The sequence below is a fragment of the Pseudomonas sp. Yb2C2 genome (assembly GCF_052112325.1).
GTDB lineage: Bacteria > Pseudomonadota > Gammaproteobacteria > Pseudomonadales > Pseudomonadaceae > Aquipseudomonas > Aquipseudomonas marginalis.
This window is the reverse complement of sequence record NZ_JAVAJK010000028.1, coordinates 54987-80060: the sequence shown is the minus strand read 5'-3', so window position 1 is coordinate 80060 and position 25074 is coordinate 54987. Positions and strand designations below refer to the sequence as shown.

General features: G+C 56.8%; 21 protein-coding genes, 1 other RNA gene and 1 pseudogene. 14 read left to right on the top strand and 9 right to left on the bottom strand.

Translation table 11 applies throughout. The features are described 5' to 3' along the window. Window positions 1-289: hypothetical protein (locus Q8X51_RS28690; RefSeq protein ID WP_407694988.1), on the top strand; the 289-nt coding region annotated here is incomplete at its 5' end. A gap of 902 nt (window positions 290-1191) precedes the next feature. Beyond that, a complete protein-coding gene (locus tag Q8X51_RS28685; protein ID WP_407693803.1) occupies window positions 1192-2028 on the top strand; it encodes a hypothetical protein in 837 nt (278 codons plus the stop codon). Here the strand turns inward: Q8X51_RS28685 and Q8X51_RS28680 are convergent. Further along, the gene (locus tag Q8X51_RS28680; RefSeq protein ID WP_407693802.1) at window positions 2018-3133 is read right to left on the bottom strand and encodes a tyrosine-type recombinase/integrase; all 1116 of its coding nucleotides are present in this window, start codon (window positions 3131-3133) and stop codon (window positions 2018-2020) included. The genes Q8X51_RS28685 and Q8X51_RS28680 overlap by 11 nt on opposite strands. Before the next feature lie 89 nt (window positions 3134-3222). On the opposite strand from Q8X51_RS28680, the pseudogene Q8X51_RS28675 reads away from it, so the two are divergent. Next, a pseudogene (locus Q8X51_RS28675) lies at window positions 3223-3315 on the top strand (lysis protein); the annotation flags it as partial. Between the two features lie 186 nt (window positions 3316-3501). Here the strand turns inward: Q8X51_RS28675 and Q8X51_RS28670 are convergent. The 5 genes from Q8X51_RS28670 to Q8X51_RS28650 form a co-directional block, all read right to left on the bottom strand. Continuing rightward, complete coding sequence (locus Q8X51_RS28670) at window positions 3502-3810, bottom strand: hypothetical protein (RefSeq protein WP_407693801.1); 309 nt, start codon at window positions 3808-3810, stop codon at window positions 3502-3504. Window positions 3811-3965: 155 nt separating this feature from the next. Beyond that, window positions 3966-4362, bottom strand: a transfer-messenger RNA (tmRNA) gene (gene ssrA, locus Q8X51_RS28665). A 93-nt stretch (window positions 4363-4455) separates the two neighbouring features. Next, entirely contained in the window at window positions 4456-4734 is a 279-nt protein-coding gene (locus Q8X51_RS28660; protein ID WP_027605349.1) for a hypothetical protein, read from the bottom strand. A gap of 137 nt (window positions 4735-4871) precedes the next feature. Beyond that, complete coding sequence (locus Q8X51_RS28655; protein ID WP_407693800.1) at window positions 4872-7682, bottom strand: FAD-binding and (Fe-S)-binding domain-containing protein; 2811 nt, start codon at window positions 7680-7682, stop codon at window positions 4872-4874. Between the two features lie 105 nt (window positions 7683-7787). After that, complete coding sequence (locus tag Q8X51_RS28650) at window positions 7788-9482, bottom strand: lactate permease LctP family transporter (RefSeq protein WP_407693799.1); 1695 nt, start codon at window positions 9480-9482, stop codon at window positions 7788-7790. 261 nt (window positions 9483-9743) lie between these two features. Between Q8X51_RS28650 and Q8X51_RS28645 the strand changes: the two genes are divergently transcribed. Then, window positions 9744-10511: an FCD domain-containing protein gene (locus Q8X51_RS28645; RefSeq protein WP_074847629.1), complete on the top strand. Its 768-nt coding sequence runs from the start codon at window positions 9744-9746 to the stop codon at window positions 10509-10511. 35 nt (window positions 10512-10546) lie between these two features. On the opposite strand, the gene smpB is transcribed toward Q8X51_RS28645, so the two are convergent. Beyond that, window positions 10547-11029: an SsrA-binding protein SmpB gene (gene smpB / locus Q8X51_RS28640; RefSeq protein WP_003176160.1), complete on the bottom strand. Its 483-nt coding sequence runs from the start codon at window positions 11027-11029 to the stop codon at window positions 10547-10549. Window positions 11030-11197: 168 nt separating this feature from the next. On the opposite strand from smpB, the gene Q8X51_RS28635 reads away from it, so the two are divergent. Next, window positions 11198-11632 carry a type II toxin-antitoxin system RatA family toxin gene (locus Q8X51_RS28635; RefSeq protein WP_027605353.1) on the top strand — a complete coding sequence of 145 codons (435 nt, stop codon included), beginning with the start codon at window positions 11198-11200 and terminating at the stop codon, window positions 11630-11632. Next, window positions 11625-11927, top strand: a complete 303-nt coding sequence (locus tag Q8X51_RS28630; protein WP_065925317.1) for an RnfH family protein — start codon at window positions 11625-11627, stop codon at window positions 11925-11927. Before Q8X51_RS28635 ends, Q8X51_RS28630 begins: the two co-directional genes overlap by 8 nt. A gap of 62 nt (window positions 11928-11989) precedes the next feature. Here Q8X51_RS28630 and Q8X51_RS28625 read toward each other — a convergent pair whose 3' ends face one another. Further along, window positions 11990-12517 (bottom strand): outer membrane protein assembly factor BamE, encoded by a 528-nt coding sequence (locus Q8X51_RS28625; protein ID WP_027605355.1) that lies wholly within the window; start codon window positions 12515-12517, stop codon window positions 11990-11992. Between the two features lie 98 nt (window positions 12518-12615). Between Q8X51_RS28625 and fur the strand changes: the two genes are divergently transcribed. Continuing rightward, window positions 12616-13020: a ferric iron uptake transcriptional regulator gene (fur, locus tag Q8X51_RS28620; RefSeq protein WP_010562662.1), complete on the top strand. Its 405-nt coding sequence runs from the start codon at window positions 12616-12618 to the stop codon at window positions 13018-13020. A gap of 85 nt (window positions 13021-13105) precedes the next feature. On the opposite strand, the gene recN is transcribed toward fur, so the two are convergent. Beyond that, window positions 13106-14779, bottom strand: coding sequence for a DNA repair protein RecN (gene recN, locus Q8X51_RS28615; protein WP_065925315.1), 1674 nt, complete (start codon window positions 14777-14779; stop codon window positions 13106-13108). 254 nt (window positions 14780-15033) lie between these two features. Here recN and grpE point away from each other — a divergent pair, with 254 nt between their 5' ends. From grpE to greA, 7 genes are all read left to right on the top strand, one after another. Next, window positions 15034-15594 carry a nucleotide exchange factor GrpE gene (gene grpE, locus Q8X51_RS28610; RefSeq protein WP_027605357.1) on the top strand — a complete coding sequence of 187 codons (561 nt, stop codon included), beginning with the start codon at window positions 15034-15036 and terminating at the stop codon, window positions 15592-15594. Between the two features lie 102 nt (window positions 15595-15696). After that, a complete protein-coding gene (gene dnaK, locus Q8X51_RS28605) occupies window positions 15697-17610 on the top strand; it encodes a molecular chaperone DnaK (RefSeq protein ID WP_053137821.1) in 1914 nt (637 codons plus the stop codon). A gap of 318 nt (window positions 17611-17928) precedes the next feature. Beyond that, window positions 17929-19053 (top strand): molecular chaperone DnaJ, encoded by a 1125-nt coding sequence (gene dnaJ / locus Q8X51_RS28600; RefSeq protein WP_065925314.1) that lies wholly within the window; start codon window positions 17929-17931, stop codon window positions 19051-19053. Between the two features lie 10 nt (window positions 19054-19063). Then, window positions 19064-19870, top strand: a complete 807-nt coding sequence (gene dapB, locus Q8X51_RS28595) for a 4-hydroxy-tetrahydrodipicolinate reductase (protein WP_065938283.1) — start codon at window positions 19064-19066, stop codon at window positions 19868-19870. Between the two features lie 259 nt (window positions 19871-20129). Continuing rightward, on the top strand, window positions 20130-21266 hold the full coding sequence (gene carA, locus Q8X51_RS28590) for a glutamine-hydrolyzing carbamoyl-phosphate synthase small subunit (RefSeq protein ID WP_027605361.1): 1137 nt from the start codon (window positions 20130-20132) through the stop codon (window positions 21264-21266). 104 nt (window positions 21267-21370) lie between these two features. Beyond that, complete coding sequence (gene carB / locus Q8X51_RS28585; protein ID WP_027605362.1) at window positions 21371-24592, top strand: carbamoyl-phosphate synthase large subunit; 3222 nt, start codon at window positions 21371-21373, stop codon at window positions 24590-24592. Beyond that, window positions 24589-25065: a transcription elongation factor GreA gene (greA, locus tag Q8X51_RS28580; RefSeq protein WP_053137809.1), complete on the top strand. Its 477-nt coding sequence runs from the start codon at window positions 24589-24591 to the stop codon at window positions 25063-25065. Before carB ends, greA begins: the two co-directional genes overlap by 4 nt. Window positions 25066-25074 lie beyond the last annotated feature (9 nt).

The window sequence follows — 25074 nt, the reverse complement described above, 5'->3', positions numbered from 1 at the left end:
GGGGGGATGGAGGGGCAGATTTCTTGGAGGTAAGGGGGATTTAAAAATAGGAGGGGAAGCGTTTGAGTTTCTGGATTTCAGGCACAAAAAAAGACGTCCGTGGACGTCTTTAGATGATGAAATGGTGGGCCGGGGGGATTTGAACCCGCATCCACCCCTTGTAAATTGGGGCTTACAGCGCTCTAGCTGCCATTTTGCTGTCATTCAAGGTCAAGCGGGTAATTCAAAATCATTCAGGTGGTGGTGGCTATACGGTAGCTTTCTGCTAGCATCCAAGGAGCCGCAGTGAGCGCCAACACTCGGGCCTTTTATTTCATCTGAGAAGAGGCTGTATATGATGCTTAATCGAAAACCTCGAGCTGTTCAATTAGTCGTATCGGGAATTATTCTTTTCGTTATGTCTTGTTTAGCAATGGCCGAATCTAAAAGTATAGTAGTCGAGGGTAAGTCAGGCTCCTGTTACGCTCGCGATATGGCTCTTAAACTTGCGCATATAACGGCGGTTAATAATGCTCATGAAGAATGTTCTTCTATAGGGAGTAATTGGAGATATGACAGAGAGTCATTTTCTGGCTATGAGCAATGTAAATCGTGTGGTTCGTCTAAAGAGTACGCGTGTTTCGTTACGCAAGCGCAATTTCTATGTAGGACAAGAAAATAATCTTTGCCCAAGATAAGGTTGTTTTTCTTCGGGGTGGCTTATTATGAAAAGTATATTCTCTCTGGCTTTATTGTTTTTCTCATCGATTGCTTCAGCTTCAGATTTCACACTTGTTTGTACCTACAATAGGTTTGGGTGCTGTCCGCACACGTATGACATTGATTTAGAAAATAAATCAATCACAGATGTGGAAGATAATGACAAATGGAAGATTCGGACTCTGAGTGAGAGTAAATTAATCGCTTCTAATAGGGAGAGCGAGATGTTTATAAATCGAGTTACTGGTGAGATAACTCATGGTAATTTGCTCGGTAGATGTGTTAAAAAAAGTGCTGCTTTTTAGTCGTTCGGTAATGGATGATGCCCTCTGCTAAAGCAGAGGACTATCATTTTAGTTTTCTAAATAAAAACATTGAAATAAGAGTCGTCTTGGAAAACCTTTACGTTACAAGGCTTTCAGCGATCACGCTGTCTTTTTGCAATTATTATTGGTTGTGTTAGCGAGAAGAACCAAACAAAGGGGTTTGCTGATGGCGGGCAAGGATAAGAGGCAAAAGATAGCGCCACTTAAAGAAGGAAGGTGCGCGCTTCTAAATATTGAAGGGAAATTCGCAAAGTCCCATCTAATTCCTCGAGCGCTGACGGGAGCTGATTCTCCTGGTGAGCGGTTCATTGAAGCCGGTCGAGGGTCTAGACCAATTCGTAGATACTCGAGCTGGTACGATCATCATATGGTAATTGCGGAGGGTGAAAAGATCCTTTCTCTGATTGATGACGCGGGGATTGCCGAACTGAGGAAACATCGTCTTGTTTGGAGTGGCTTTGCAGGCAAGAAAAAACTTCATATAAATGACTTTTTAGTTCCACCGGATCCGGTAACAGGCATTGGGGTCAGAGAAATTCTAGATGTAGATCAAAATAAAATTAGGCTCTTTTTTTTGAGCCTTTTATGGCGTGCACTAAAGACTAGTATAAAAGAATTTGAATATCTTGAAAATTTGAATGTTGATCTTGAGTTGCTGGCTAGTCATCTCGTTCGACTGGAGTCTGGACTGCCAAGTTACTTGCCAATAGTTATTAGTCAGATATCCACGGTAGGGTTTACTCATAATCACTCTCCAACTATTCAGGAAAGCGTTTTTCCTGATGGTAAAACCTATAGGTTTTATAGATTTTACATGCAGGGTGTAATTGCTCACGTTTACATCGGGTGCGAGTCTCTTCATGTGGACGCTCCGGCCATGGTTGTTGGCGGTGCGGACAGTCTTGTAGTTGTTACACATAAATTTGAGAACTCTCGGCAGTTCGCGGAGGCTAGAGACTCTATAGTTGAAGCGCACCAGCAGTGGCCGGGATTTAAGTCTTAATACCAAAAGTTCTAATAGCATCAGTTTTCCACAATAATTCCGCGCGACTACCGGCGGCTGCGTCCGCTGCCGGCATCCAACGTCCGTACACGCGCGCGATCATCGTCCAATCCGAATGGCCCATCTGTTTGGCAACCCACATTGGATGCTCGCCAGCCGATAGCATCATCGAGGCGTAGGTGTGTCGGGTCTGATATGGCCGGCGATACCGAACACCAGCTTTCTTCATCGCCGGCACCCACATGGTTTTCCGGATCGGCCCATCGCCAGTCCACCGTTCCAGGGTGCGAGGGTTCTGAAAAACTTCAGCGTCTGCCAGGAAGGTGTGGGCCTTTTGAGCCTTCAGCGCTTCCATCGCAGGTCGGAGCAACTTCACGCTTCTGCGTCCCGCGGCAGTCTTCGTGGTTTCGGCCTTCCCTTTGCTTGCCTGGGTCATCGCTCGGCTCACCATCACTTCTTCGCGCAGCCAGTCGATATCGCCCCAGTCCAGAGCCACGAGCTCACTGGTGCGAAGGCCGGTCCAGAGGGCGAACTGCATCATGTTGCGAGCCTGGCCGGAGAGAGCGCCCAGCACTGCCTGCTGCTCTTCGGGACTGAACGGATCGACGTCATCCTCTTTCGGCGGTGCAGCCTTGCGGGAGTACGTCCATCCAGCGAGCGGATTCAGCTCGATCAGTTCTTCCTCGGCGGCATCGTTCAGCGCGGAGCGCAGGCAGCTCTGGATATTGCTGAGTGTCTTGTTGCTAACTTCCAGGGTGTCGAGCCAGTCGCGCACGGCCTTTCGCTTCAGATCGACCAACATCGTGTCGCCCAGGGCCGGGATCAGGCGAAGCGTGACCAGCTTCCGGTACCCATCGAAGGTGCTGGTGGCAACGTGCTTTTCCTTCGCAGCCAGCCACCTGGTCAAGTAACCGTTGACCGTCTCTCGGGATGCCTCGGGCGCAAACTTTGCCGCCCGGGCAGATCCCGGAAATGTCACCGAATAGTCGAAGGTACCGATCGATATCGCGTGCTCGATCGCCGCCTTGTGCTGCTCGGCCTTCTTCAGGTTAGTGGCGGTGGGCTTGAGCGTGATCCGCTCGCGGCACCTGACCCCCCGATACATGAACGTGATTTCGATACTCGAATCGGAGACTGCCCGAACTCCCCTCCCGCCTCTAACGTCAGGTAGCTGTCTGGTGAGTATGAGCAGAAGCCAGGGGGGAACTCAAGATTACGGAGGCTCGAATAATTATCGCCATCACCGACGCCGGCGACCAAGGACTGATCGCGTTGCGGGCGTGCTAGGGGTATTTCAGAGGTATTGCGAAGTGACCTACATTCGTGGGCTTGAAAATTAGCATTGCTCTAAGCCTGGATCGCTTGTGGGCAATGGTCGTCTAGGACCGAGCCGATGGGGCGACCTTGAAAAGTGAGTGAACTTTAATTCACATGGATTTCAGTCTGAGCAACCGGGCGCGGGCGGCGAATCGGTTATGAAACACAAATCGATGCAGCAATCCAAGCATTCAGGTATGGCCAGACTGCAGCAACGAACTGGCATAGGAAACCGACAAATATCAGGACCAAGGCTATCCATGCCATTCTCTTCGCAAGTGCTTTCTTGCGCTTAGCCTCGGCTCGATGCTGTCCTGCAGTTCTTCCGTCAAACATCACTGTGCCATCCTCAAGGCCGCGTCCCGTGTTTGCGTCGCCAAAGTTTTGCGGGAGAGACCAAAAGAAAAGAAGGATCACGCCAAGCATGTTGAGGCACAGTCCGGTGATGTTGATGATTTCGTTCATTCGCTTTCCATGTCGAGTTCAAGAAGGTGTTTTGAGCGTTACACATCAACTACAAATGCTGCCATTAAGCTGGCATAACCGAGCCAAAACCACCCATTCAGACACAAAAAAGGCACTCGCGATAAACGCTAAGTGCCTGATTTGTATAGCTTGTTTGGTGGAGCCGGGGGGATTTGAACCCCCGTCCGCCAGTACTCCGCTGTCGGTACTACATGCGTAGCCGTTTCTATTAAGTTAACCCTCAGCGACCCGAAGGGCAGGGTGCTTTGGGCGAGTTGTGTAAGTTTTAGCCGCTTCGTCCACAACGTACTGCACGGCGATTCTGTTCTATATGACAATCACTTTGGGTTTACAGACATCCCCTGGTGATTGCTGGACCCGAAGGTACCAGAAGCTCAGGTCTAAGGCTGCTTACGCAGCGATAGCGAATTCCTGGCCGTAGTTTTCGTCATTGGCAACTATAAGTAGTTGCAACAGTGGATTTACGAGTTCTGTTACCAACTCGGCATGCACCTAAAGTTTCGCGACCGGCGTCGAATCCTAAACGGCCCCGTGCTTGTAACTCGTTGTTTCATAGTGAGTGACAAGCCTGTGCAGTGTACGCCAAACGGTCACGGAAGGCCAACCCGAAGGTTGGCCCTGCGCTTATTGACCGCCTTTGTCCAGGTTCTGCAGGTCTTGCAGGGCCTTGGAGGTGATTTCGATGCACTTCTTGTCGTCACCGGCGGCGTGGGCAGCCTTGGCCTGGGAGACGGCTGTGTCGATTTCGCCGCTTTTGCCACTGGTGTCGGTGGCGAGCAGCGCTTTACCGTTGTTGATTTTGTCCAGGTTGATCTTGCACAGGTCGGGCTCGCCAGCAGCGAAAGCAGGGGAGGCCAACATCGCAGCGGTAATGAACAAGCCAGCAAGAGCGGAACGCTTCATAGGGTATCTCCTTGCGCAAAAAAGGCTCGACGCTGCTGGCGTTCATGGGCTGCCAGCGACATCACTGATGGGCCTCGTGCGTCGAGGCCTATGCAGATGACTACGCCAGCGCGCAGGGGTTCTGTTTTTTTGCGGGATCAATGGGCGCGGGCCTGGGTCACGCGATCCACGAGGTACACCAATCCGTGATAGTCGATGCCGCCATGCTGGCTCAGGCCGATCTCGCAGGTGCGGCTGGTGGAGATGCCTTCACTGCAGTGCTGCACTGCATCCTTGAGGGAGCGCAGCGAGTGGGCGTTGAGTTCCGGCGTGGTGAAACCTTTGTCGCCGGCAAACCCGCAGCAGTGGATGCCTTCCGGGATCACCACGGTTTTGGCACAGCGACGGGCCAGGTCGATCAGGGCCTGGCTTTCTCCCAGGTGTTGGGTGCTGCAGGTGACGTGTACGGCGATCGGTGCCTCCTGCGGTGTGAAGTCGAGACGGTCCATCAGGTGCGTGCGGATGAAACGTACGGGGTCGTAAAGGTCCAGGCGCGTTTCGCCGAGGTCTTGCACCAGGCGCAGGGTGCAGGGGCTGGTGTCGCAATAGATCGGGTCCAGGCCGCCGCGGCTGGCATGGAGCAGGGCGCCGATCAGTTCCTGGCGTTTGTGTTCTGCCTGTTCGGCGTAGCCTTTGGAAGCGAAAGGCTGGCCGCAGCACAGGTTGTCCTGGTTGTCGGGAAACACGACCTGGTAACCGGCTTTTTCCAGCAGGCCCTGGGTTTTTTCGTACAACGACATCTGCTCTTTATCACCTGCCGCCGGGCCCATGGCGCGTGAGACGCAGGCCGCCAGGTAGACTACTCGTGGCCGCTCATCCGTCACCGCCGGGCTGAAGCGAATGGCTTTTTCCGGTTGTGGCATGGCGTTGGTCCACTGCGGAATCTGTCCCTTGGACAACTTGGTCATGGTGGCCGACAGCTTCGCCAGGCGAGGCGCTCCCAGCAGCATGCGTGCACCATTGGCTACATGCAGGGTAAAGCGCGCACCTTGCAGTGCCGTGGCGAAATGGGTGGCCAGCCATTCGGCGGTTTTCGTACGGTCGGCGTCACGGCTTCGCAGTTTTTTCACCAGGTCGCCGGTATTGATTCCTACCGGACAGCGTTGGGCGCATAGGCCGGTGGCGGCGCACGTGTCGATGCCCTGGTAGTGGTAGGCCGCTTCCAATTCGGTGGTGTCGACGCCGGCGCGTTTTTTCGCCTGTATATCTCGCCAGATCACGATGCGCTGGCGCGGGCTCAACGTCAGGCCTTTCGATGGGCACACCGGTTCACAGAAACCGCACTCAATGCACTTATCCACAAGCTCGTCGGCCGCAGGCAGCGGCTTGAGGTGCTTGAGGTGAATCTGCGGGTCTTGGCTGAGCACCACGTCCGGGTTGAGGATGCCGTTGGGGTCGAGCAGGCGTTTGAGTTGCCACATCAATTGATAGGCGTCGCTGCCCCATTCCAGCTCCACGAACGGTGCCATATTGCGGCCGGTGCCGTGTTCGGCTTTCAGCGAACCGCCGAACTCCACGGCCACCAATTGCGCGACGTCATCCATGAACGCTTGATAGCGTGTGACTTCTTCCGCGCTGTTGAAGCCTTGGGTGAACACAAAGTGCAGATTGCCTTCCAGGGCATGTCCGAAAAGGATGGCTTCGTCGTAGTGATGTTTGTCGAACAGTTCGATCAAGCGGTTCACGCCAATGGCCAGTTGCTCGACCGGGAAGGTGACGTCTTCGATGATCACCGTGGTGCCGGTTTTGCGTACAGCACCTACGGCGGGGAAGGTGTCCTTGCGGATGGCCCACAGGCGGGCGTTTTCCACAGGGTCTTCGGTGAAGTCGACCTGTTTCTCCACCGGGAAACCGGCCAGCGACGCCATGATCAGCGCCAATTGTTCATGCAGCAATGAGGGCGATGCGGCGCGGGATTCAATCAGCAGGGCGCAGGCACTTTCTGATAAGTGCTGTACGAATGCGGGCATGCCCGGTTTGTTCTGCACCGAGCGCATGCTGCGTCGGTCCAGCAACTCGACAGCCGACACCGGTTGGGTTTTCAGGATGGTGACTGCGTTGCAGCAGGTCTCCACATCCGGAAATACGATCAACGCCGACGCCTTGTTCGGGTGGTCGATCACGGTGTCGTAGGTGACTGCGCTGATGAAACCGAGGGTACCCTCGGAGCCCACCAACAAATGGCTGAGGATATCCAGCGGTTCATCAAAATCCACCAGGGCGTTGAGTGACAGGCCGGTGGTATTTTTCAGACGGTATTTGTGGCGGATTTTTGCTGCCAATTCAGCGTTTGCCCGCGTTTCACTGCCGAGTGTGGCCAGGCGCTCGAGCAGTGCGCCGTGCTGTTCACGAAACGCCGTAACGCTGCTTGCGTCTTCTGTATCGAGGCGGCTGCCATCGGCCAGGACCAGACGAATTCCGGCCAGGGTGTGGTAGGTGTTCTGCGCCGTACCGCAGCACATGCCACTCGCGTTGTTGGCGACGATTCCGCCGATCTTGCAGGCATTGATCGACGCCGGGTCTGGGCCGATCTTGCGCCCGAATGGCGCCAGCCAGGCGTTGGCCTGTGCGCCGATCACGCCGGGTTGCAGGCGGATCTGAGTGCCTTGCCCGCGAATCTCACGGCCGTTCCAATTGTCCCCCAGCACGATCAGTACCGAGTCGCTTATCGCTTGCCCGGACAGGCTGGTGCCGGCTGCGCGGAAGGTTACCGGCACACGTTCACGCTGGGCCAGTTGCAGCAGCGCCACCACTTCGTCTTCCGATTCGACGCGGATCACCAGTTGTGGGACCAATCGGTAAAAGCTGGCGTCGGTGCCGAATGCGAGGGTGGAAAGTGGATCGTCGAAACGTCGATCTTGTGGGATCAGCTGTGCGACGTCAGCAAGGAAAGCGGCAGGCAGACTCATTGGTCCTCCAGGATCAGCACCCCCCGGGCGCCGTATTGACACGATTGCGCAAAGCCGACGCCGAAGTTATAGCCTGGCGTCGGTTATGACCCTATTGCTACGGCTTTAGTGCACCAGCATGCCGGTAAACCAGTAAGCCTGGGCCAGGGTGATCAGCCCGACGATCGTGGCGAAGAACAGGCTGTGCTTGAGGGTGAAGCGGAACAGGTCGGATTCTTTACCCACCAGTCCGGTAGCGGCGCAAGCCACGGCGATCGATTGCGGCGAAATCATTTTGCCGGTCACGCCGCCGCTGGTGTTTGCAGCGACCAGAAGCGTGTCGTTGACGCCGATCTGGTGCGCCGTGGTGGCTTGCAACGAGCTGAACAGGGCGTTGGACGATGTGTCGGAGCCTGTCAGGAAAACCCCCAGCCAGCCTAGGAACGGCGAGAAGAACGGGAAGGCTGCACCAGTGCCAGCCAATACCAGCGCCATGGTCGAAGACATGCCGGAGTAATTGGTGACAAAGGCGAATGCCAGCACCATGCCGATAGACAGGATCGGCCACCGCAACTCGTAGAAGGTCTCTTTTAAAGTGGTAAGACCAATCTTGATGTTGATCTTCAGGACCAGCATCGAGATCAGTGCCGAGAAGAAAATAGCGGTACCGGTCGCTGAAATCGGGTCCAGCTTGAATATCGCTGGGATCGCAGTCGGGTTGGTCACGATGGGTGCAACCTTGATCACCATTTGATCCAGGTGCGGGATCGCGAAGTTGAATACCCAGTTGTACATCGAGCCGCCTGCGGCGAACATCGCCTTGAACGGTTTGAGGGTCCAGATGGTGACCAGCACGGTGAGGATCAGGAACGGTGACCACGCCTTGAAGATCTGCCCCAGGCTGTAAGGTGAGGCGACGGTGCTGCGCGGCAGGCCGAAGCCGCCGGCGCTGGCGGTAATCGCTGCGTCGGAAGTGGCACCGGCAATCTGCGCGCCCGCAGTGCGTTTGGGTTGCCATACTTTCAGGAACAGGGTCAGAGAGATCAGGCTGGCCAGGGCCGAGGTGATATCCGGCAGTTCCGGGCCGATGAAGTTGGACGTGAAGTATTGGGTGATGGCAAAGCTCAGGCCCGCGACCAGCGCAGCTGGCCAGGTTTCGCGAACGCCGCGCAGGCCGTCCATCATGAAGACCAGCCAGAACGGCACGAACAGCGACAGCAGCGGCAGTTGGCGGCCAGTCATGGCGCCGATCTTGAATGCATCGATTCCGGTCACTTGCCCGGCAACGATGATCGGAATTCCCAAGGCGCCAAAGGCGACGGGTGCGGTGTTGGCAATCAGGCACAGGCCGGCCGCGTACAGCGGGTTGAAGCCCAGGCCTACCAGCAGTGCGGCGGTAATCGCCACGGGGGCGCCGAAACCGGCAGCACCTTCCAGGAATGCGCCGAAGCAGAAGCCGATCAACAGCACCTGCAGGCGCTGGTCATCGGTGATCGACAGGACAGAGCTGCGGATGATCTCGAACTGGCCGCTCTTGACGGTGAGTTTGTAGAGAAACACCGCCGCGACAATGATCCAGGCAATAGGCCACAGGCCATAGGCAAAACCGTAGCCAGCGGCGGCCAGCGCCATGTCCACTGGCATGTGGAAGGCAAAGATCGCTACCAGTATCGACAACGCCAGCGTGATGCTGCCGGCCACGTGGCCTTTGAGGCGAAACACGGCCAGAGCCAGGAAGAAAAACACGATCGGAATAACGGCGGCCAGTGCGGACAGGCCGAGGCTGCCGAGCGGGCTGTAGAGCTGTTGCCAGGTTTGCATATGGGGTGGCCCCTAATTGTTGTTGGTCAGGCACTTCATAGTCGACTTGGATAATTGGTAATACCAATTTACAATCGCTGGAGGCTAGGTTAAAAGTCTTCGCGGGATGTGTCAATTTGCCGCTCGCGAAACTTTGGTCGTAGCCCGGCAGGCGAGGTGGTTTGATCGGGTGAATCGAAGCGGTTCTGATAGGTGCTGGAAGGGCGGCGATAGGCCAGAATAGAGGCCCCGGCGAGTGGTCGGGATGGTGGGGAGTAAGTTATGGGGTTTGATCAGGTGCGTCAGCGCCGTTTGTCTGACGATATAGTCGAGCAGCTTGAGGGGATGATCCTTGAGGGCACGTTGAAGTCGGGTGAGCGCTTGCCGGCCGAGCGCGCTTTGGCTGAACAGTTTGGTGTGTCGCGTCCTTCGTTGAGGGAGGCGATTCAGAAGCTGGCGGCCAAGGGCTTGTTGGTGAGCCGTCAGGGTGGGGGCAATTATGTTGCCGAGTCACTGGGTTCGACGTTCAGCGATCCGTTGCTGCACCTGTTGGAAAACAATCCCGAGGCCCAGCGTGACCTGCTGGAGTTTCGCCAGACCCTTGAAGCGTCCTGTGCTTATTACGCAGCATTGCGAGCTACTGAGGTCGACCGTGAGCGGCTGACCGCTGCATTCGAGGCGTTGCAGGATTGCTATGCCCGCGTTGATGAAGTGAGTCGGGTCGAGGAGGGGGCTGCGGATGCACAGTTCCACCTGGCCATTGCGGAGGCCAGCCATAACGCGGTGTTGCTGCACACCATTCGCGGTTTGTTCGACCTGCTCAAGCGTAACGTGGTGACCAATATTGGCGGCATGTATCAGCAACGTACGGAGACACGCGACATGCTGATCAGTCAGCACCGGGAGCTGTACATGGCGATTATCGAGGGCCGGGCAGAACAGGCGCGAGAAGTCTCGACACGTCACCTGGAGTACGTGCAGGAAGTGTTGGAGGAAGTACGTCAGGAGGTTCAGCGCGTGGCGCGGGCGGAGCGGCGCAAGGGGATGTAGCCGGGGGAAGTCCCGAGGCTACATCGTTACAAGGATTATTCTTCCTTGCCCTTGTTGCGCACCGCGCGATGCAGTTCGCGGTTGGAATCGCGTTCGCGCTCAGTATCACGCTTATCGTATTCCTTCTTGCCCTTGCCCAGTGCGATCTCGCACTTGACCAGGTGCTTGCTCCAATACCAGGACAGGCAGATACAGGCATAGCCTTTCTGCTGTACGGCTGCGGCGAGCTTTTCCAGTTCGCGGGCATTGAGCAATAGTTTGCGCGTGCGCACCGGGTCGGCAATCACGTGGGTGCTCGCGGTTGTCAGCGGGGTGATATGACTGCCGAGCAGCCATGCCTCGCCATCCTTGAGCAATACGTAGCTGTCGACCAGTTGCAACTTGCTGGCACGCAGACTCTTTACTTCCCAGCCGGCCAGGACCAGACCAGCCTCGAACCGATGTTCGATGAAGTAATCGTGTCGCGCTTTTTTATTTTGCGCGATGGTCCCTGTGGGGTGTTTCTTTTGTTTAGCCATAGGGGCGGCATTATAGGGAGTTGCGAGCGTGTCGGCTACGGTCAACCTGCGTGCTTGAGCGTGTTGGTCGAATCCCGGACAATACCGGCAGTTCTTTGGTTTTTTTCTTTCGCGGATCGGACTGTTGTTTCGCGATGTTTGCCGCTCAGCTGTGGAAATCACGCACACATGACGACGCATATTCAACGTTCGGCCCTGCTGCCCTATCCGGCGCAGGCGCTCTATGACCTGGTCAACGACGTGGCGCGTTACCCGGAATTCCTGCCTTGGTGCTCAACTGCCGAGGTGCTGGAAAGCAGTGATGAACATATGGTTGCCAGTGTTGGGGTGGCGAAAGGCGGGCTCAGTCAGCACTTTGTTACGCGGAATGCGCTGGTGCCGGGCAAGTCCATTGAAATGAATTTGCAGGAAGGGCCGTTTACCCAGCTGCATGGTGTATGGGTTTTCAAGGCGCTTACCGACAAGGCCTGCAAGATCAGCCTGGATTTGTCGTTTGATTACGCTGGGCCGATTGTGCGGGCCACATTGGGGCCGTTGTTCAATCAGGCGGCCAATACCCTGGTGGATGCATTCTGCCAGCGAGCCAAGCAATTGCATGGTTGAGATCGAGGTGGTTTATGCCGCCGAGGATCGCCAGGTTCTGCTGGCGCTGACGGTGGCTTCGGGAACCAGTCTGCGTGCAGCAGTGCAGTTGTCAGGGATGGCTATGCAGTTTCCTGAACTGGATCTGGCTGCTTGCCCCTTGGGGGTATTCGGTAAGGTCGTCACTGATGCTGAGGTGCGCCCCGTACAATCGGGCGATCGCATTGAAATCTATCGGCCCTTGCTTGTGGACCCTAAAGAAGTGCGCAGGCTGCGTGCCGCCAGGGCGGCGTTGGCGAAGCGGCAGCATCCATAAGCTGGTTGAATGACAGGTAACAAAAAGCCCGGCATGCCGGGCTTTTTATATGCGCCGCAATGTTACTGCGGGCTGGTGTCCAGAGGCTGAGGCGTCGGGACAGGGACCGTTTCGACCCCGTCGACGTCTTTCTGGATCTTGTCGAGCAAGGAGCCTGGCTTGGCCGGTACTTCTGACTTCGGCTTCTCGCTTTCCTGCACAGGGGCAGTCACGTTTGTGCCGTTATCGTTGCCGAGCAGCGCTTGATCACGGCTTACGCCTGGCATGAAGTCACCCGACAGGCTGACAAGCTGGTCATTGCCATTGAAAATGACGCTGACACGCTCCTGTTGGCGTTCACCGCCACCAGGCTGCAGGCTATAGAGATAATCCCAGCGATCGGCGTGGAAAGTGTCGGTCAGCAGGGGGTTGCCCATAATAAACCGTACTTGCCGTCGGGTCATTCCCGGGCGTAACTGGTCTATCATGTCCTGCGTGACGACATTGCCCTGCTGGATGTCGATTTTGTAAACCCCGGGGAATGAACAACCGGCGAGTGCGAGCAGTCCCACAAAGGTGAAACTGGTTAGCAAGAGCTTGGTGTTTTGCATCGGTGGGCGACTTCCACTATCTTGGCTGGGACAACGTAAACGCCGATCATACCCGTATTAAGAGAAGCTGCGAAGCAGCATCCGCGAGAAAGCTAACCATGGTTGAAAATAGCGAACTACGCAAAGCCGGTCTTAAAGTGACTCTGCCACGAGTCAAGATTCTACAAATGCTCGATTCTGCTGAGCAGCGCCACATGAGTGCCGAGGATGTTTACAAGGCGCTGATGGAGTCTAACGAGGACGTCGGCCTGGCCACGGTTTACCGTGTACTGACCCAGTTTGAAGCCGCAGGGCTGGTGGTTCGTCATAATTTCGACGGCGGTCATGCAGTGTTCGAATTGGCTGACGGTGGTCATCACGACCACATGGTTGACCTGGATACCAATGAGGTTATCGAGTTCACCAGCCCGGCAATCGAAAAGCTCCAGCACGAAATTGCTGAGGAGCATGGTTTCGATTTGGTCGACCACAATCTTGTGTTGTACATCCGTAAGAAAAAGTAAAAAGCGACGCAGAATTGCTCTGCGAAACGATCGAAGGCGACCCTGGGGTCGCCTTCGTGCTTTCTATAATAAGGAAAAGCTCGGCTCAGGCCTTGGCGGCTACGACCATTTTCTTCGCGTGTGCCAAAGATTCTTTGGTCAGGTCGATCCCTCCGAGCATCCGCGCCACTTCTTCCACGCGCTCCGACTTGTTCAGCTTGGATACCGCTGTGTGTGTCGCTTCGCTGTCTCTCACCTTGTGCACAAACAAGTGCTGATGTCCTTGAGCCGCCACTTGTGGCAAGTGAGTAACGGTCAGCACCTGGCCGCGATCCCCCAGGCGGCGCAGTAACTGACCCACAATTTCCGCCGTGGGGCCACCGATACCTACGTCTACTTCATCGAACACCAGTGTCGGTACCCGTGAGGTTTGCGCGGTAATCACTTGGATCGCCAGGCTGATTCGCGACAGCTCACCACCAGACGCCACCTTTGCCAGTGCCTTGAGCGGTTGCCCCGGGTTGGCGCTGACCAGTAGTTCTACCTGCTCCAGGCCGTAGGGCTGCAGTTCATTGCTGGCGTTGGTGCGCAACTCGATGGTAAAGCGCCCGCCCGGCATGCCCAGGCGCTGAATTTCCTGCTCGACGGCGCCAGCCAGGCTGGTGGCGGCCTGTTGGCGCAGATCGCTCAGCTCGCGGGCCTTCTCCTGATAGTGGCGGGCAAAAGAGCCGAGCTCTTGGCCCAGTCGCTCAATGGATTCGTCATTCGCGTTCAGGGTCTCGATTTCATCCAGCAGCTTCTGCTGCATGGTTGCCACTTCGGTGGGCTGGATTCGATGTTTGCGCGCCAGCGTATAGATGGTGTCCAGGCGCTCTTCTATTTCCTGCAGCCGCGCCGGGTCAGCGTCGAAATGATCAAGAAAGCGATTGAGTTCGCCGACGGCTTCTTCTACCTGGATTTGCGCACTGGTCAGCAGGGTGGTGGCTTCATTCAGTGAGCTTGAGGCGCTGTTAACACTGGACAGTCGGTTGAGGCTGGCCGTGAGCGCATTGAGCACATTGCCGGAATCGCTCTCGCTGCATTGCTCCACTACCTGGCGGCAGATAGACAGCAGGGTTTCGGCGTTGGTGAGGTTCTTGTGTTCCTGTTCCAGTTGTTCCAGCTCGGTTTCGCCAAGACCCAGGCTTTCCAGCTCTTCAAGCTGATAGCTGAGCAATTGATGGCGAGCGCGTTGCTCGTCACCGGAATTGGACAGTCGCTCCAGCTCCTGTCGGGTCTGGCGCCAGCGCTGGGCGGCCAGTTGTACCTGTCGGGCAAGGTCGGTGGCGCCAGCGTACTCGTCAAGCAGGCGGCGGTGGGTGTCGGTTTTGAGCAGGGATTGGTGTTCATGCTGGCTATGGATGTCAATCAGCAGTTCACCCAGGGCCTTCAGGTCGCCAAGGGGGCAGGGGGTTCCATTGATATAGCCGCGCGAGCGGCCCTCGGCGGTGATGACTCGGCGCAGGATGCACGGACCGTCGTTATTAAGGTCGCGCTCGACCAGCCAGGCTTCGGCTTCGGGGATGTCCGCGAGGTCGAAGGTGGCCAGAATGTCGGCCTTATCCGCGCCGGGGCGCACCACGCCACTGTCGGCGCGGTCGCCCAGGGTCAGGCCCAGGGCGTCGAGCATGATTGACTTGCCGGCGCCGGTTTCGCCTGTGATTACGCTCATCCCGCGATCCAGTTCGAGATCCAGATGTTCAACGATGGCGTAGTTGTGTACAGACAGGTGCACGAGCATGACGGCCGCTCCCAGGCTTTAGGTCTGGTTATTTATACAGTGTTTTGTTCTGGGCTGACAATCCTGATGCTTAGCTCAATTTGCTCGGTCGCCCGGGTTTTTTAGTGCAAAGGAGAATGATCGGGTCGAAGTTGATCTGGGGCAGGCGAAAGACTTTTGGTAGAGCCTGCACCCTTGAACCTGGAAATTGTGGCCCCATATACCGGAACAGAAGCGCGAGTTGAGTTCGCGCATGATTTTGAAAGGAGAAATCTATGGCTGACGAACAGACGCAGGATACGCAAACTCCGGACGCCAATTCGGCTGTCGGTGATGAACTGGCAACTCGTGTGCAAGTGCTCGAAGAGCAGTTGGCCGCTGCGCAGGATCAGTCTTTGCGTGTTGCCGCCGATCTGCAGAACGTCCGCCGCCGTGCCGAGCAGGACGTAGAAAAAGCTCACAAGTTCGGGCTGGAAAAGTTCGCGGGCGACCTGCTGCCAATTATTGACAGCCTGGAGCGTGGCCTCGAGTTGTCCAACCCGGATGACGAAAACATCCGCCCGATGCGCGAAGGGATCGAACTGACCCTGAAAATGTTTCAGGACACCCTGAAGCGTTATCAGCTGGAAGCCATTGATCCGCAAGGCGGCGAACCGTTCAGCGCTGAGCTTCACCAGGCCATGGCCATGCAAGAAAGCCACGACCTCGAACCCAACAGTGTGTTGAAAGTGTTCCAGAAGGGCTATCAGCTCAACGGTCGCCTGTTGCGCCCTGCAATGGTGGTAGTGAGCAAGGCTCCTGCACCCGTTGCACCTTCTATTGATGAGCAGGCTTGAAATCCGCCGCAAGGCCCCCATTTATAAGTCAAGCGTTTAAGTGCTACCGCAGTTAGCCACCACTGCTGCGGCAACCAAATTCAAGTTTCGGGAGAGTAAATCATGGGCAAAATTATCGGTATTGACCTGGGGACCACCAACTCCTGCGTCTCCGTGTTGGAAAACGGCGTTGCAAAAGTAATCGAAAACGCCGAAGGCGCGCGTACCACGCCGTCGATCATCGCTTACGCCAACGATGGTGAAATCCTGGTTGGCCAGTCGGCCAAGCGCCAGGCTGTGACCAACCCGCATAACACCCTGTACGCGGTGAAGCGCCTGATCGGTCGTAAGTTCGACGAAGAAGTCGTACAGAAAGACATCAAAATGGTCCCTTACAAGATCGCCAAGGCTGACAACGGTGACGCCTGGGTTGAAGTAAATGGCCAGAAAATGTCGCCACCGCAAATCTCGGCTGAAATCTTGAAGAAGATGAAGAAGACTGCCGAAGATTACCTGGGTGAGACAGTGACTGAGGCGGTGATCACCGTTCCAGCCTATTTCAACGACAGCCAGCGCCAGGCGACCAAAGACGCCGGCCGCATCGCGGGCCTGGATGTAAAACGTATCATCAACGAACCGACCGCAGCTGCTCTGGCTTACGGTATGGACAAGGCCAAGGGCGATCATACCGTGATCGTTTATGACCTGGGTGGCGGTACGTTCGACGTTTCCGTGATCGAGATCGCTGAAGTAGACGGCGAGCACCAGTTCGAAGTGTTGGCCACCAACGGCGACACCTTCCTGGGTGGTGAGGACTTTGACATTCGTCTGATCGACTACCTCGTTGACGAATTCAAGAAAGAAAGCGGCATGAACCTCAAGGGTGACCCTCTGGCGATGCAGCGCCTGAAAGAAGCTGCTGAGAAAGCCAAGATCGAGCTGTCTTCCGCTCAGTCGACCGACGTTAACCTGCCGTACATCACTGCAGACGCCACCGGTCCTAAGCACTTGAACGTGAAGATCTCTCGCGCCAAGTTGGAAGCGCTGGTCGAAGACCTGGTTCAACGCACCATCGAGCCATGCCGCATTGCGCTGAAAGACTCCGGTATTGATGTTGGTGCGATCAACGACGTGATCCTGGTAGGCGGTCAGACCCGTATGCCACTGGTTCAGAAGTTGGTTACCGAGTTCTTCGGCAAAGAAGCGCGTAAAGATGTGAACCCGGACGAAGCGGTTGCCATGGGTGCTGCCATCCAGGGCGCGGTATTGGCCGGTGACGTGAAAGACGTGTTGCTGCTGGACGTAAGCCCGCTGACCCTGGGTATCGAAACCATGGGTGGCGTGATGACTGCGCTGATCGAGAAAAACACCACGATTCCTACCAAGAAATCCCAGGTGTTCTCGACGGCTGATGATAACCAGGGTGCTGTGACCATTCACGTGCTGCAAGGTGAGCGTAAGCAGGCTGCTCAGAACAAGTCCCTGGGCAAGTTCGACCTGGCTGAGATTCCACCAGCACCACGTGGCGTGCCACAAATCGAAGTGACCTTCGATATCGACGCCAACGGCATTCTGCACGTAGGTGCGAAAGACAAGGCTACCGGCAAAGAGCAGAAGATCACCATCAAGGCCAACTCCGGTCTTTCTGATGAAGAAATTCAACAGATGATCCGTGATGCTGAAACCAATGCTGAAGCTGACAAGAAGTTCGAAGAGCTGGCAGGTGCCCGCAACCAGGGCGACGCACTGGTTCACTCGACACGCAAAATGATCGCTGATGCTGGCGAGAAAGTGACCGCTGAAGAGAAGGCTGCGATCGAAGCTGCTGTAGTTGCCCTGGAAGCCGCTGTCAAAGGCGACGACAAGGCTGCCATTGAAGCCAAGGTTGAAGAATTGTCGAAAGTCTCCGCGCCAGTGGCTCAAAAAATGTACGCCGAACAGGCTCAGCCAGCTGACGGTGCTGCTCAAAAGGCAGAGCCTGAAGCTAAAGACGATGTTGTCGATGCCGAGTTCGAAGAAGTTACAGACAAGAAGTAAGTTGGTCGCCCGGTTGACCGCTATCAAGCGGTGACTGGTAGGATGTCGCCGCGCGGGAGCTTGCTCCCGCGTTGGCGTGTCTGGGGTATGTGAATTTTTACAGCATGCGACAGCGTTCGGATGTTGGCGGTGTGATCGGGGATGCTCCTGCTTTCCGAGCAATAAATACCGCGTTTTTGGCCGGGTCCCTGGCTAAAAAGTAGTAATGACCAGGATCGTTGAATTGACGTGAGTTGGGTCCGGGCCTGTATTGGGGCTCAACGAGTTTAGCCAGGCTCAGGAGGGTCTGGCTGAACGTCCTTAAGAGTGCAAAGACTTATGGCAAAGCGTGACTATTACGAAGTATTGGGTGTGGAGCGCGGCTCCAGCGAGGCGGACCTGAAAAAGGCTTACCGTCGCCTGGCAATGAAGCACCACCCGGACCGTAATCCGGATAGCAAAGAATCCGAAGACATGTTCAAAGAGGCCAATGAGGCCTACGAATGTCTGTCTGATCCCAATAAGCGTGCGGCCTACGACCAGTATGGGCATGCCGGTGTCGATCCGAGCATGGGGGGCGGCGGTGCCGGTTTTGGCGGTCAGAACTTCTCCGATATTTTCGGTGATGTATTCAGTGACTTCTTTGGTGGTGGCCGGGGTGGTCAGCGCGGTGGTGCCCAGCGTGGCAGCGACTTGCGTTACACCCTGGAGCTGAACCTGGAAGAAGCTGTACGCGGCACCAGCGTCAATATTCGCGTACCGACGCTGGTTAACTGCAAGCCGTGTGATGGTTCGGGTGCCAAGAAAGGCTCTGCGCCGATTACTTGCCCGACGTGCGGCGGTATCGGCCAGGTCCGTATGCAGCAGGGTTTCTTCTCGGTGCAGCAGACCTGTCCGCGTTGCCATGGGCAGGGCAAGATCATTTCCGATCCGTGCGATTCCTGCCATGGCGAAGGCCGCGTCGAAGAGTACAAGACCCTGGCGGTAAAGGTGCCGGCGGGTGTGGATACCGGAGACCGTATTCGTCTGTCGGGTGAGGGTGAGGCCGGTACCCAGGGCGGTCCTACGGGCGACCTGTACGTGGTGATCAATGTGCGCGAGCACTCGATCTTCCAGCGCGACGGCAAGCACCTGTTCTGTGAAGTGCCGATCAGTTTTGTCGATGCAGCCTTGGGTGGCGAATTGGAGATTCCGACCCTGGACGGTCGGGTCAAGCTCAAGATCCCTGAAGGTACGCAGACCGGCAAGCAGTTCCGTATTCGTGGCAAGGGCGTAGCGCCGGTGCGCGGTGGCGGTGCTGGCGACTTGATGTGTCGTGTGGCCGTGGAGACTCCCGTCAATCTGGGTCGCCGTCAGCGTGAACTGCTTGAGGAGTTCCGCAGTTCGCTGGAGGGCGATGACACGCATTCGCCGAAAACCACTGGCTTTTTCGAAGGCGTGAAGCGCTTCTTCGGCGACCTGTAAGGAAGTGAGTATGCGACGTATAGCCGTAATGGGCGCTGCCGGGCGCATGGGCAAGACGCTGGTCGAGGCGGTGCAGCAGCGCTCCCCGGCCTCTGGGCTGACCGCGGCGATTGTTCGTCCCGGTAGCACGTTGATCGGTGCGGATGCGGGTGAGTTGGCTTCGCTGGGGCGTATCGGTGTCTCATTGTCAGGCAGCCTGGAGCAGGTGGCTGACGAATTCGATGTGCTGATCGACTTCACCCTGCCGGAGGTGATGCTGAAAAACCTCGCGTTCTGCCGCAAGGCGGGCAAGGCGATGGTGATTGGTACCACGGGTTTGACTGCGCAGCAGAAGCAGTTGTTGGAGGAGGCGGGTAAGGATATTCCCGTCGTCTTCGCAGCCAACTTCAGTGTCGGCGTGAACCTGTCGCTCAAGTTGCTGGACATGGCGGCGCGGGTGTTGGGGGATGAGGCGGATATCGAGATTATCGAGACGCATCACCGTCACAAGATCGATGCGCCGTCGGGTACCGCACTGCGCATGGGTGAGGCTATTGCCGACGCGCTGGGGCGTGACCTGTCCAAGGTGGCGGTTTACGGTCGCGAAGGGCATACCGGTGCGCGTGCACGTGACACCATTGGTTTTGCGACCGTCCGTGGCGGTGATGTCGTAGGCGACCACACGGTCTTGTTTGCTACCGAGGGTGAGCGCCTGGAAATCACTCACAAGGCTTCCAGTCGCATGACATTCGCCAAGGGCGCGGTGCGTGCCGCGCTCTGGTTGGAAGGTCGCGAGCCTGGTCTGTACGACATGCGCGATGTGTTGGATCTGCACTAAGCAGTAGCTAAAACCGGGCCTCGGGATTATCCTAAGGCCCCGTTTTTACCCGCTAAGCGACGTCCCGTCGCATTCTCCTGCCTTTAAGGCTCATTAGCGGTGGACCAAAAAAGCCTTTTTCTGTAAGCTACAGCTTTAGTGTGTCCACTAAAAGCGCGCAGAATAATTCAGTGAAGAAGCGGGGTGACGTGTCCATACGTCACTCCGCTTTTTTACAACCTGCGATCGCCCTTTCAGGCTTTATTTACGGGAGGTCTTCTTGACTAAGCCAGCCATACTCGCCCTTGCTGATGGCAGCATTTTTCGCGGCGAAGCCATTGGAGCCGACGGTCAAACCGTTGGAGAGGTGGTGTTTAACACCGCCATGACCGGCTATCAGGAAATCCTTACCGATCCTTCCTACGCCCAACAGATCGTTACCCTGACCTATCCGCACATCGGCAACACCGGTACTACGCCGGAAGACGTTGAGTCTGATCGTGTCTGGTCGGCGGGTCTGGTCATTCGTGATCTGCCACTGGTTGCGAGCAACTGGCGTAACACGATGTCGCTGTCCGATTACCTGAAAGCCAACAACGTTGTGGCGATCGCCGGTATCGATACGCGCCGCCTGACGCGCATCCTGCGTGAAAAGGGCTCGCAGAATGGCTGCATCATGGTCGGTGACAATATTTCCGAAGCCGCGGCGATTGCTGCAGCGCAAGGCTTCCCAGGCCTGAAAGGCATGGACCTGGCGAAAGTCGTCAGCACCAAGGAGCAGTACGAGTGGCGCTCCACTGTCTGGGACTTGAAGACCGACAGCCACGAGACTATCGAAGCGGCTGACCTGCCGTATCACGTGGTCGCATACGACTACGGCGTCAAGTACAACATCCTGCGTATGCTGGTCGAGCGTGGGTGCCGCGTGACCGTGGTGCCGGCGCAAACGCCTGCCAGCGACGTGCTGGCCCTGCAACCTGACGGCGTGTTCCTGTCCAACGGCCCGGGTGATCCGGAGCCTTGTGACTACGCCATCCAGGCCATCAAGGAAGTGCTGGAAACCGAGATTCCGGTATTTGGCATCTGCCTCGGTCACCAGCTGCTGGCGCTGGCCTCCGGTGCCAAGACCCTGAAAATGGGTCATGGTCATCACGGCGCCAACCACCCTGTGCAGGACCTGGACACCGGCGTTGTGATGATCACCAGCCAGAACCACGGTTTTGCGGTGGATGAAGCGACCTTGCCGAGCAATGTCCGCGCGATTCACAAGTCGTTGTTCGACGGTTCCCTGCAGGGTATCGAGCGTACTGACAAGAGCGCGTTCAGCTTCCAGGGCCACCCTGAAGCAAGCCCGGGCCCGAACGACGTAGCACCGCTGTTCGACCGTTTCATCAATGAGATGGCCAAGCGACGCTGACTGAGCGGCCTGCGGGCGGCCCCTACCTTGGTGGCCCCTGCAGGCTCTTCGAAGATTGTTCAAGACGGCTTGCCGACTGACCTGCGGATTTGAGTGACAAACCCATGCCAAAACGTACAGACATAAAAAGCATCCTGATTCTCGGCGCTGGCCCGATCGTTATCGGCCAGGCCTGCGAATTCGACTACTCCGGCGCCCAGGCCTGTAAAGCCCTGCGCGAAGAGGGTTACCGCGTCATCCTGGTGAACTCCAACCCGGCCACCATCATGACCGATCCGGACATGGCCGACGCTACCTACATCGAGCCGATCAAGTGGCAGACGGTTGCCAAGATCATCGAGAAAGAGCGTCCGGACGCACTGCTGCCGACCATGGGCGGCCAGACTGCATTGAACTGCGCCCTGGACCTGGAGCGCGAAGGCGTCCTGGAAAAATTCGGCGTAGAGATGATCGGCGCCAACGCCGACACCATCGACAAGGCTGAAGACCGTTCGCGCTTCGACAAGGCCATGAAGTCCATCGGCCTTGACTGTCCGCGCTCCGGTATCGCCCACAGCATGGAGGAGGCCAACGCAGTTCTCGAAAAGCTGGGCTTCCCGTGCATTATCCGTCCGTCCTTCACCATGGGCGGCACCGGTGGTGGTATTGCCTACAACCGTGAAGAGTTCGAAGAAATCTGCGCCCGTGGCCTGGACCTGTCTCCGACCAAAGAGCTGCTGATCGACGAATCCCTGATTGGCTGGAAAGAGTATGAGATGGAGGTTGTCCGCGACAAAAAGGACAATTGCATCATCGTCTGCTCCATCGAAAACTTCGACCCGATGGGTGTGCACACCGGTGACTCGATCACCGTTGCTCCGGCGCAGACCCTGACGGACAAGGAATACCAGATCATGCGTAACGCCTCTTTGGCGGTATTGCGTGAGATCGGCGTTGAAACCGGTGGTTCCAACGTTCAGTTCGGCATCTGCCCGGACACCGGCCGCATGGTCGTGATCGAGATGAACCCGCGTGTATCGCGTTCTTCGGCGCTGGCATCGAAAGCGACCGGTTTCCCGATTGCGCGTATCGCCGCCAAGCTGGCTATCGGTTACACCCTGGACGAACTGCAAAACGAAATCACGGGCGGCGCTACGCCGGCGTCCTTCGAGCCGTCCATCGACTATGTCGTGACCAAGCTGCCACGCTTTGCCTTCGAGAAGTTCGCCAAGGCCGACGCGCGCCTGACCACCCAGATGAAGTCGGTGGGTGAGGTCATGGCTATCGGCCGGACCTTCCAGGAGTCCTTGCAGAAAGCCCTGCGTGGCCTGGAAGTGGGCGTTTGCGGCCTGGACGAGAAGCTCGACCTGAGCAATCCGGAAAGCATGAGCATCCTCAAGCGTGAGCTGACCGTACCGGGCGCCGAGCGTATCTGGTATGTGGCTGATGCCTTCCGCGCCGGCATGACTGTCGAAGACATCTTTGGCATGAACATGATCGATCCGTGGTTCCTGGTGCAGATCGAAGATCTGATCAAGGAAGAGGAGAAGGTCAAGACCCTGGGGCTGGCCAGCATCGACCGCGACATGATGTTCCGCCTCAAGCGCAAAGGCTTCTCCGACCAGCGCCTGGCCAAGCTGCTGGGTGTGACTGAGAAAAACCTGCGCACGCATCGCCACAAGCTGGAGATCTTCCCGGTCTACAAGCGCGTTGACACCTGTGCCGCCGAGTTCGCCACCGACACTGCGTACCTGTACTCCACCTACGAGGAAGAGTGCGAGGCCGCGCCGTCGGGCCGCGACAAGATTATCATCCTGGGCGGTGGTCCGAACCGTATCGGCCAGGGTATCGAATTCGACTATTGCTGCGTACACGCCGCCCTCGCGCTGCGCGAAGACGGGTACGAGACCATCATGGTCAACTGCAACCCGGAAACTGTTTCCACTGACTACGACACTTCAGACCGTCTGTACTTCGAGCCGGTAACGTTGGAAGACGTGTTGGAAATCTGTCGTGTCGAGAAACCAAAAGGTGTGATCGTCCAGTACGGCGGCCAAACCCCGCTGAAACTGGCGCGTGCCCTTGAGGCTGCCGGCGTGCCAATCATCGGCACCAGCCCAGACGCCATCGACCGTGCCGAAGACCGTGAGCGCTTCCAGCAAATGGTTGAGCGCCTGAACCTGCGCCAGCCGCCAAACGCTACCGTGCGCAGCGAAGACGAGGCCATCCGTGCAGCCAGCAAGATCGGCTACCCGCTGGTGGTGCGTCCGTCCTACGTACTGGGCGGCCGAGCCATGGAAATCGTCTACGAAGAAGAAGAGCTCAAGCGTTACCTGCGTGATGCGGTAAAAGTGTCCAACGACAGCCCGGTGCTTCTGGACCACTTCCTCAACTGCGCCATCGAAATGGACGTGGATGCAGTTTGCGACGGTACCGACGTGGTCATCGGCGCGATCATGCAGCACATCGAGCAGGCGGGCGTTCACTCCGGTGACTCCGCGTGCTCGCTGCCGCCGTACTCGTTGCCTGCACATATCCAGGATGAGATGCGCGAGCAGGTCAAGAAAATGGCCTTGGAGTTGGGTGTTGTCGGCCTGATGAACGTACAGTTGGCGCTGCAGGGCGAAGACATCTACGTCATTGAAGTCAACCCGCGTGCTTCGCGTACCGTGCCGTTCGTTTCCAAGTGCATCGGCGTGTCCCTGGCCATGATCGCTGCGCGTGTGATGGCTGGTAAGACCCTGAAGGAAATTGGCTTCACCAAGGAAATCATTCCGAACTTCTACAGTGTGAAAGAGGCAGTGTTCCCATTTGCCAAATTCCCTGGTGTGGACCCGATCCTGGGCCCGGAGATGAAGTCCACCGGTGAAGTGATGGGCGTGGGCGACACCTTCGGTGAAGCGTTCGCCAAGGCCCAGATGGGCGCCAGCGAAGTGCTGCCGACCGGCGGTACTGCGTTTATCAGTGTGCGTGATGATGACAAGCCGCTGGTTGCAGGCGTGGCCCGTGATCTGATCAACTTGGGTTTTGAAATCGTGGCAACTGCCGGGACCGCCAAGCTGATCGAAGCGGCCGGCTTGAAAGTGCGCCGCGTGAACAAGGTGACGGAAGGCCGTCCGCATGTGGTCGACATGATCAAGAATGATGAAGTCACGCTGATCATCAATACCACCGAAGGTCGCCAGTCGATCGCGGATTCCTACTCCATTCGCCGTAATGCCTTGCAGCACAAGATCTACTGCACCACCACTATTGCTGCTGGCGAAGCTATCTGCGAAGCGCTCAAGTTCGGTCCGGAAAAGACCGTGCGTCGCTTGCAGGATCTACACGCAGGATTGAAGGCATGATCAAATACCCAATGACCGTCCAGGGCGCCAAGGCCCTGGAAGAGGAGCACGCCCATCTGACCAAGGTCGTACGTCCAAAGCTGAGCCAGGACATCGGTACGGCCCGCGAGCTGGGTGACTTGAAGGAAAACGCCGAATACCACGCTGCTCGTGAGCAGCAGGGTATGGTCGAGGCGCGGATCCGTGACATCGAAGGCCGTATGCAGAATGCGGTGATCATCGACGTCACGACTATTCCGCACACTGGCAAGGTGATTTTCGGCACCACCGTGGAGATCGCCAACGTCGAGACTGACGAGAGCGTGGTCTACCACATCGTGGGAGAGGACGAGGCTGACTTCAAGCTCGGCAAGATCTCCGTCGGCTCACCACTGGCCCGTGCCTTGATCGCCAAGGAAGAGGGGGATGTGGTGTCTGTCAAAACGCCAGGCGGTGTGATCGAGTACGAGATTGTTGAAGTTCGTCACATCTGAAAGGCGGCG

What these genes read in the sequence shown, in the direction of transcription:
- Q8X51_RS28685 (WP_407693803.1), top strand. Translation starts at nt 1,192, where the DNA reads ATGGCGGGCAAGGATAAGAGGCAAAAGATAGCGCCACTTAAAGAAGGA.
- Q8X51_RS28680 (WP_407693802.1), bottom strand. Translation starts at nt 3,133, where the DNA reads ATGTATCGGGGGGTCAGGTGCCGCGAGCGGATCACGCTCAAGCCCACC.
- Q8X51_RS28670 (WP_407693801.1), bottom strand. Translation starts at nt 3,810, where the DNA reads ATGAACGAAATCATCAACATCACCGGACTGTGCCTCAACATGCTTGGC.
- Q8X51_RS28660 (WP_027605349.1), bottom strand. Translation starts at nt 4,734, where the DNA reads ATGAAGCGTTCCGCTCTTGCTGGCTTGTTCATTACCGCTGCGATGTTG.
- Q8X51_RS28655 (WP_407693800.1), bottom strand. Translation starts at nt 7,682, where the DNA reads ATGAGTCTGCCTGCCGCTTTCCTTGCTGACGTCGCACAGCTGATCCCA.
- Q8X51_RS28650 (WP_407693799.1), bottom strand. Translation starts at nt 9,482, where the DNA reads ATGCAAACCTGGCAACAGCTCTACAGCCCGCTCGGCAGCCTCGGCCTG.
- Q8X51_RS28645 (WP_074847629.1), top strand. Translation starts at nt 9,744, where the DNA reads ATGGGGTTTGATCAGGTGCGTCAGCGCCGTTTGTCTGACGATATAGTC.
- smpB (WP_003176160.1), bottom strand. Translation starts at nt 11,029, where the DNA reads ATGGCTAAACAAAAGAAACACCCCACAGGGACCATCGCGCAAAATAAA.
- Q8X51_RS28635 (WP_027605353.1), top strand. Translation starts at nt 11,198, where the DNA reads ATGACGACGCATATTCAACGTTCGGCCCTGCTGCCCTATCCGGCGCAG.
- Q8X51_RS28630 (WP_065925317.1), top strand. Translation starts at nt 11,625, where the DNA reads ATGGTTGAGATCGAGGTGGTTTATGCCGCCGAGGATCGCCAGGTTCTG.
- Q8X51_RS28625 (WP_027605355.1), bottom strand. Translation starts at nt 12,517, where the DNA reads ATGCAAAACACCAAGCTCTTGCTAACCAGTTTCACCTTTGTGGGACTG.
- fur (WP_010562662.1), top strand. Translation starts at nt 12,616, where the DNA reads ATGGTTGAAAATAGCGAACTACGCAAAGCCGGTCTTAAAGTGACTCTG.
- recN (WP_065925315.1), bottom strand. Translation starts at nt 14,779, where the DNA reads ATGCTCGTGCACCTGTCTGTACACAACTACGCCATCGTTGAACATCTG.
- grpE (WP_027605357.1), top strand. Translation starts at nt 15,034, where the DNA reads ATGGCTGACGAACAGACGCAGGATACGCAAACTCCGGACGCCAATTCG.
- dnaK (WP_053137821.1), top strand. Translation starts at nt 15,697, where the DNA reads ATGGGCAAAATTATCGGTATTGACCTGGGGACCACCAACTCCTGCGTC.
- dnaJ (WP_065925314.1), top strand. Translation starts at nt 17,929, where the DNA reads ATGGCAAAGCGTGACTATTACGAAGTATTGGGTGTGGAGCGCGGCTCC.
- dapB (WP_065938283.1), top strand. Translation starts at nt 19,064, where the DNA reads ATGCGACGTATAGCCGTAATGGGCGCTGCCGGGCGCATGGGCAAGACG.
- carB (WP_027605362.1), top strand. Translation starts at nt 21,371, where the DNA reads ATGCCAAAACGTACAGACATAAAAAGCATCCTGATTCTCGGCGCTGGC.
- greA (WP_053137809.1), top strand. Translation starts at nt 24,589, where the DNA reads ATGATCAAATACCCAATGACCGTCCAGGGCGCCAAGGCCCTGGAAGAG.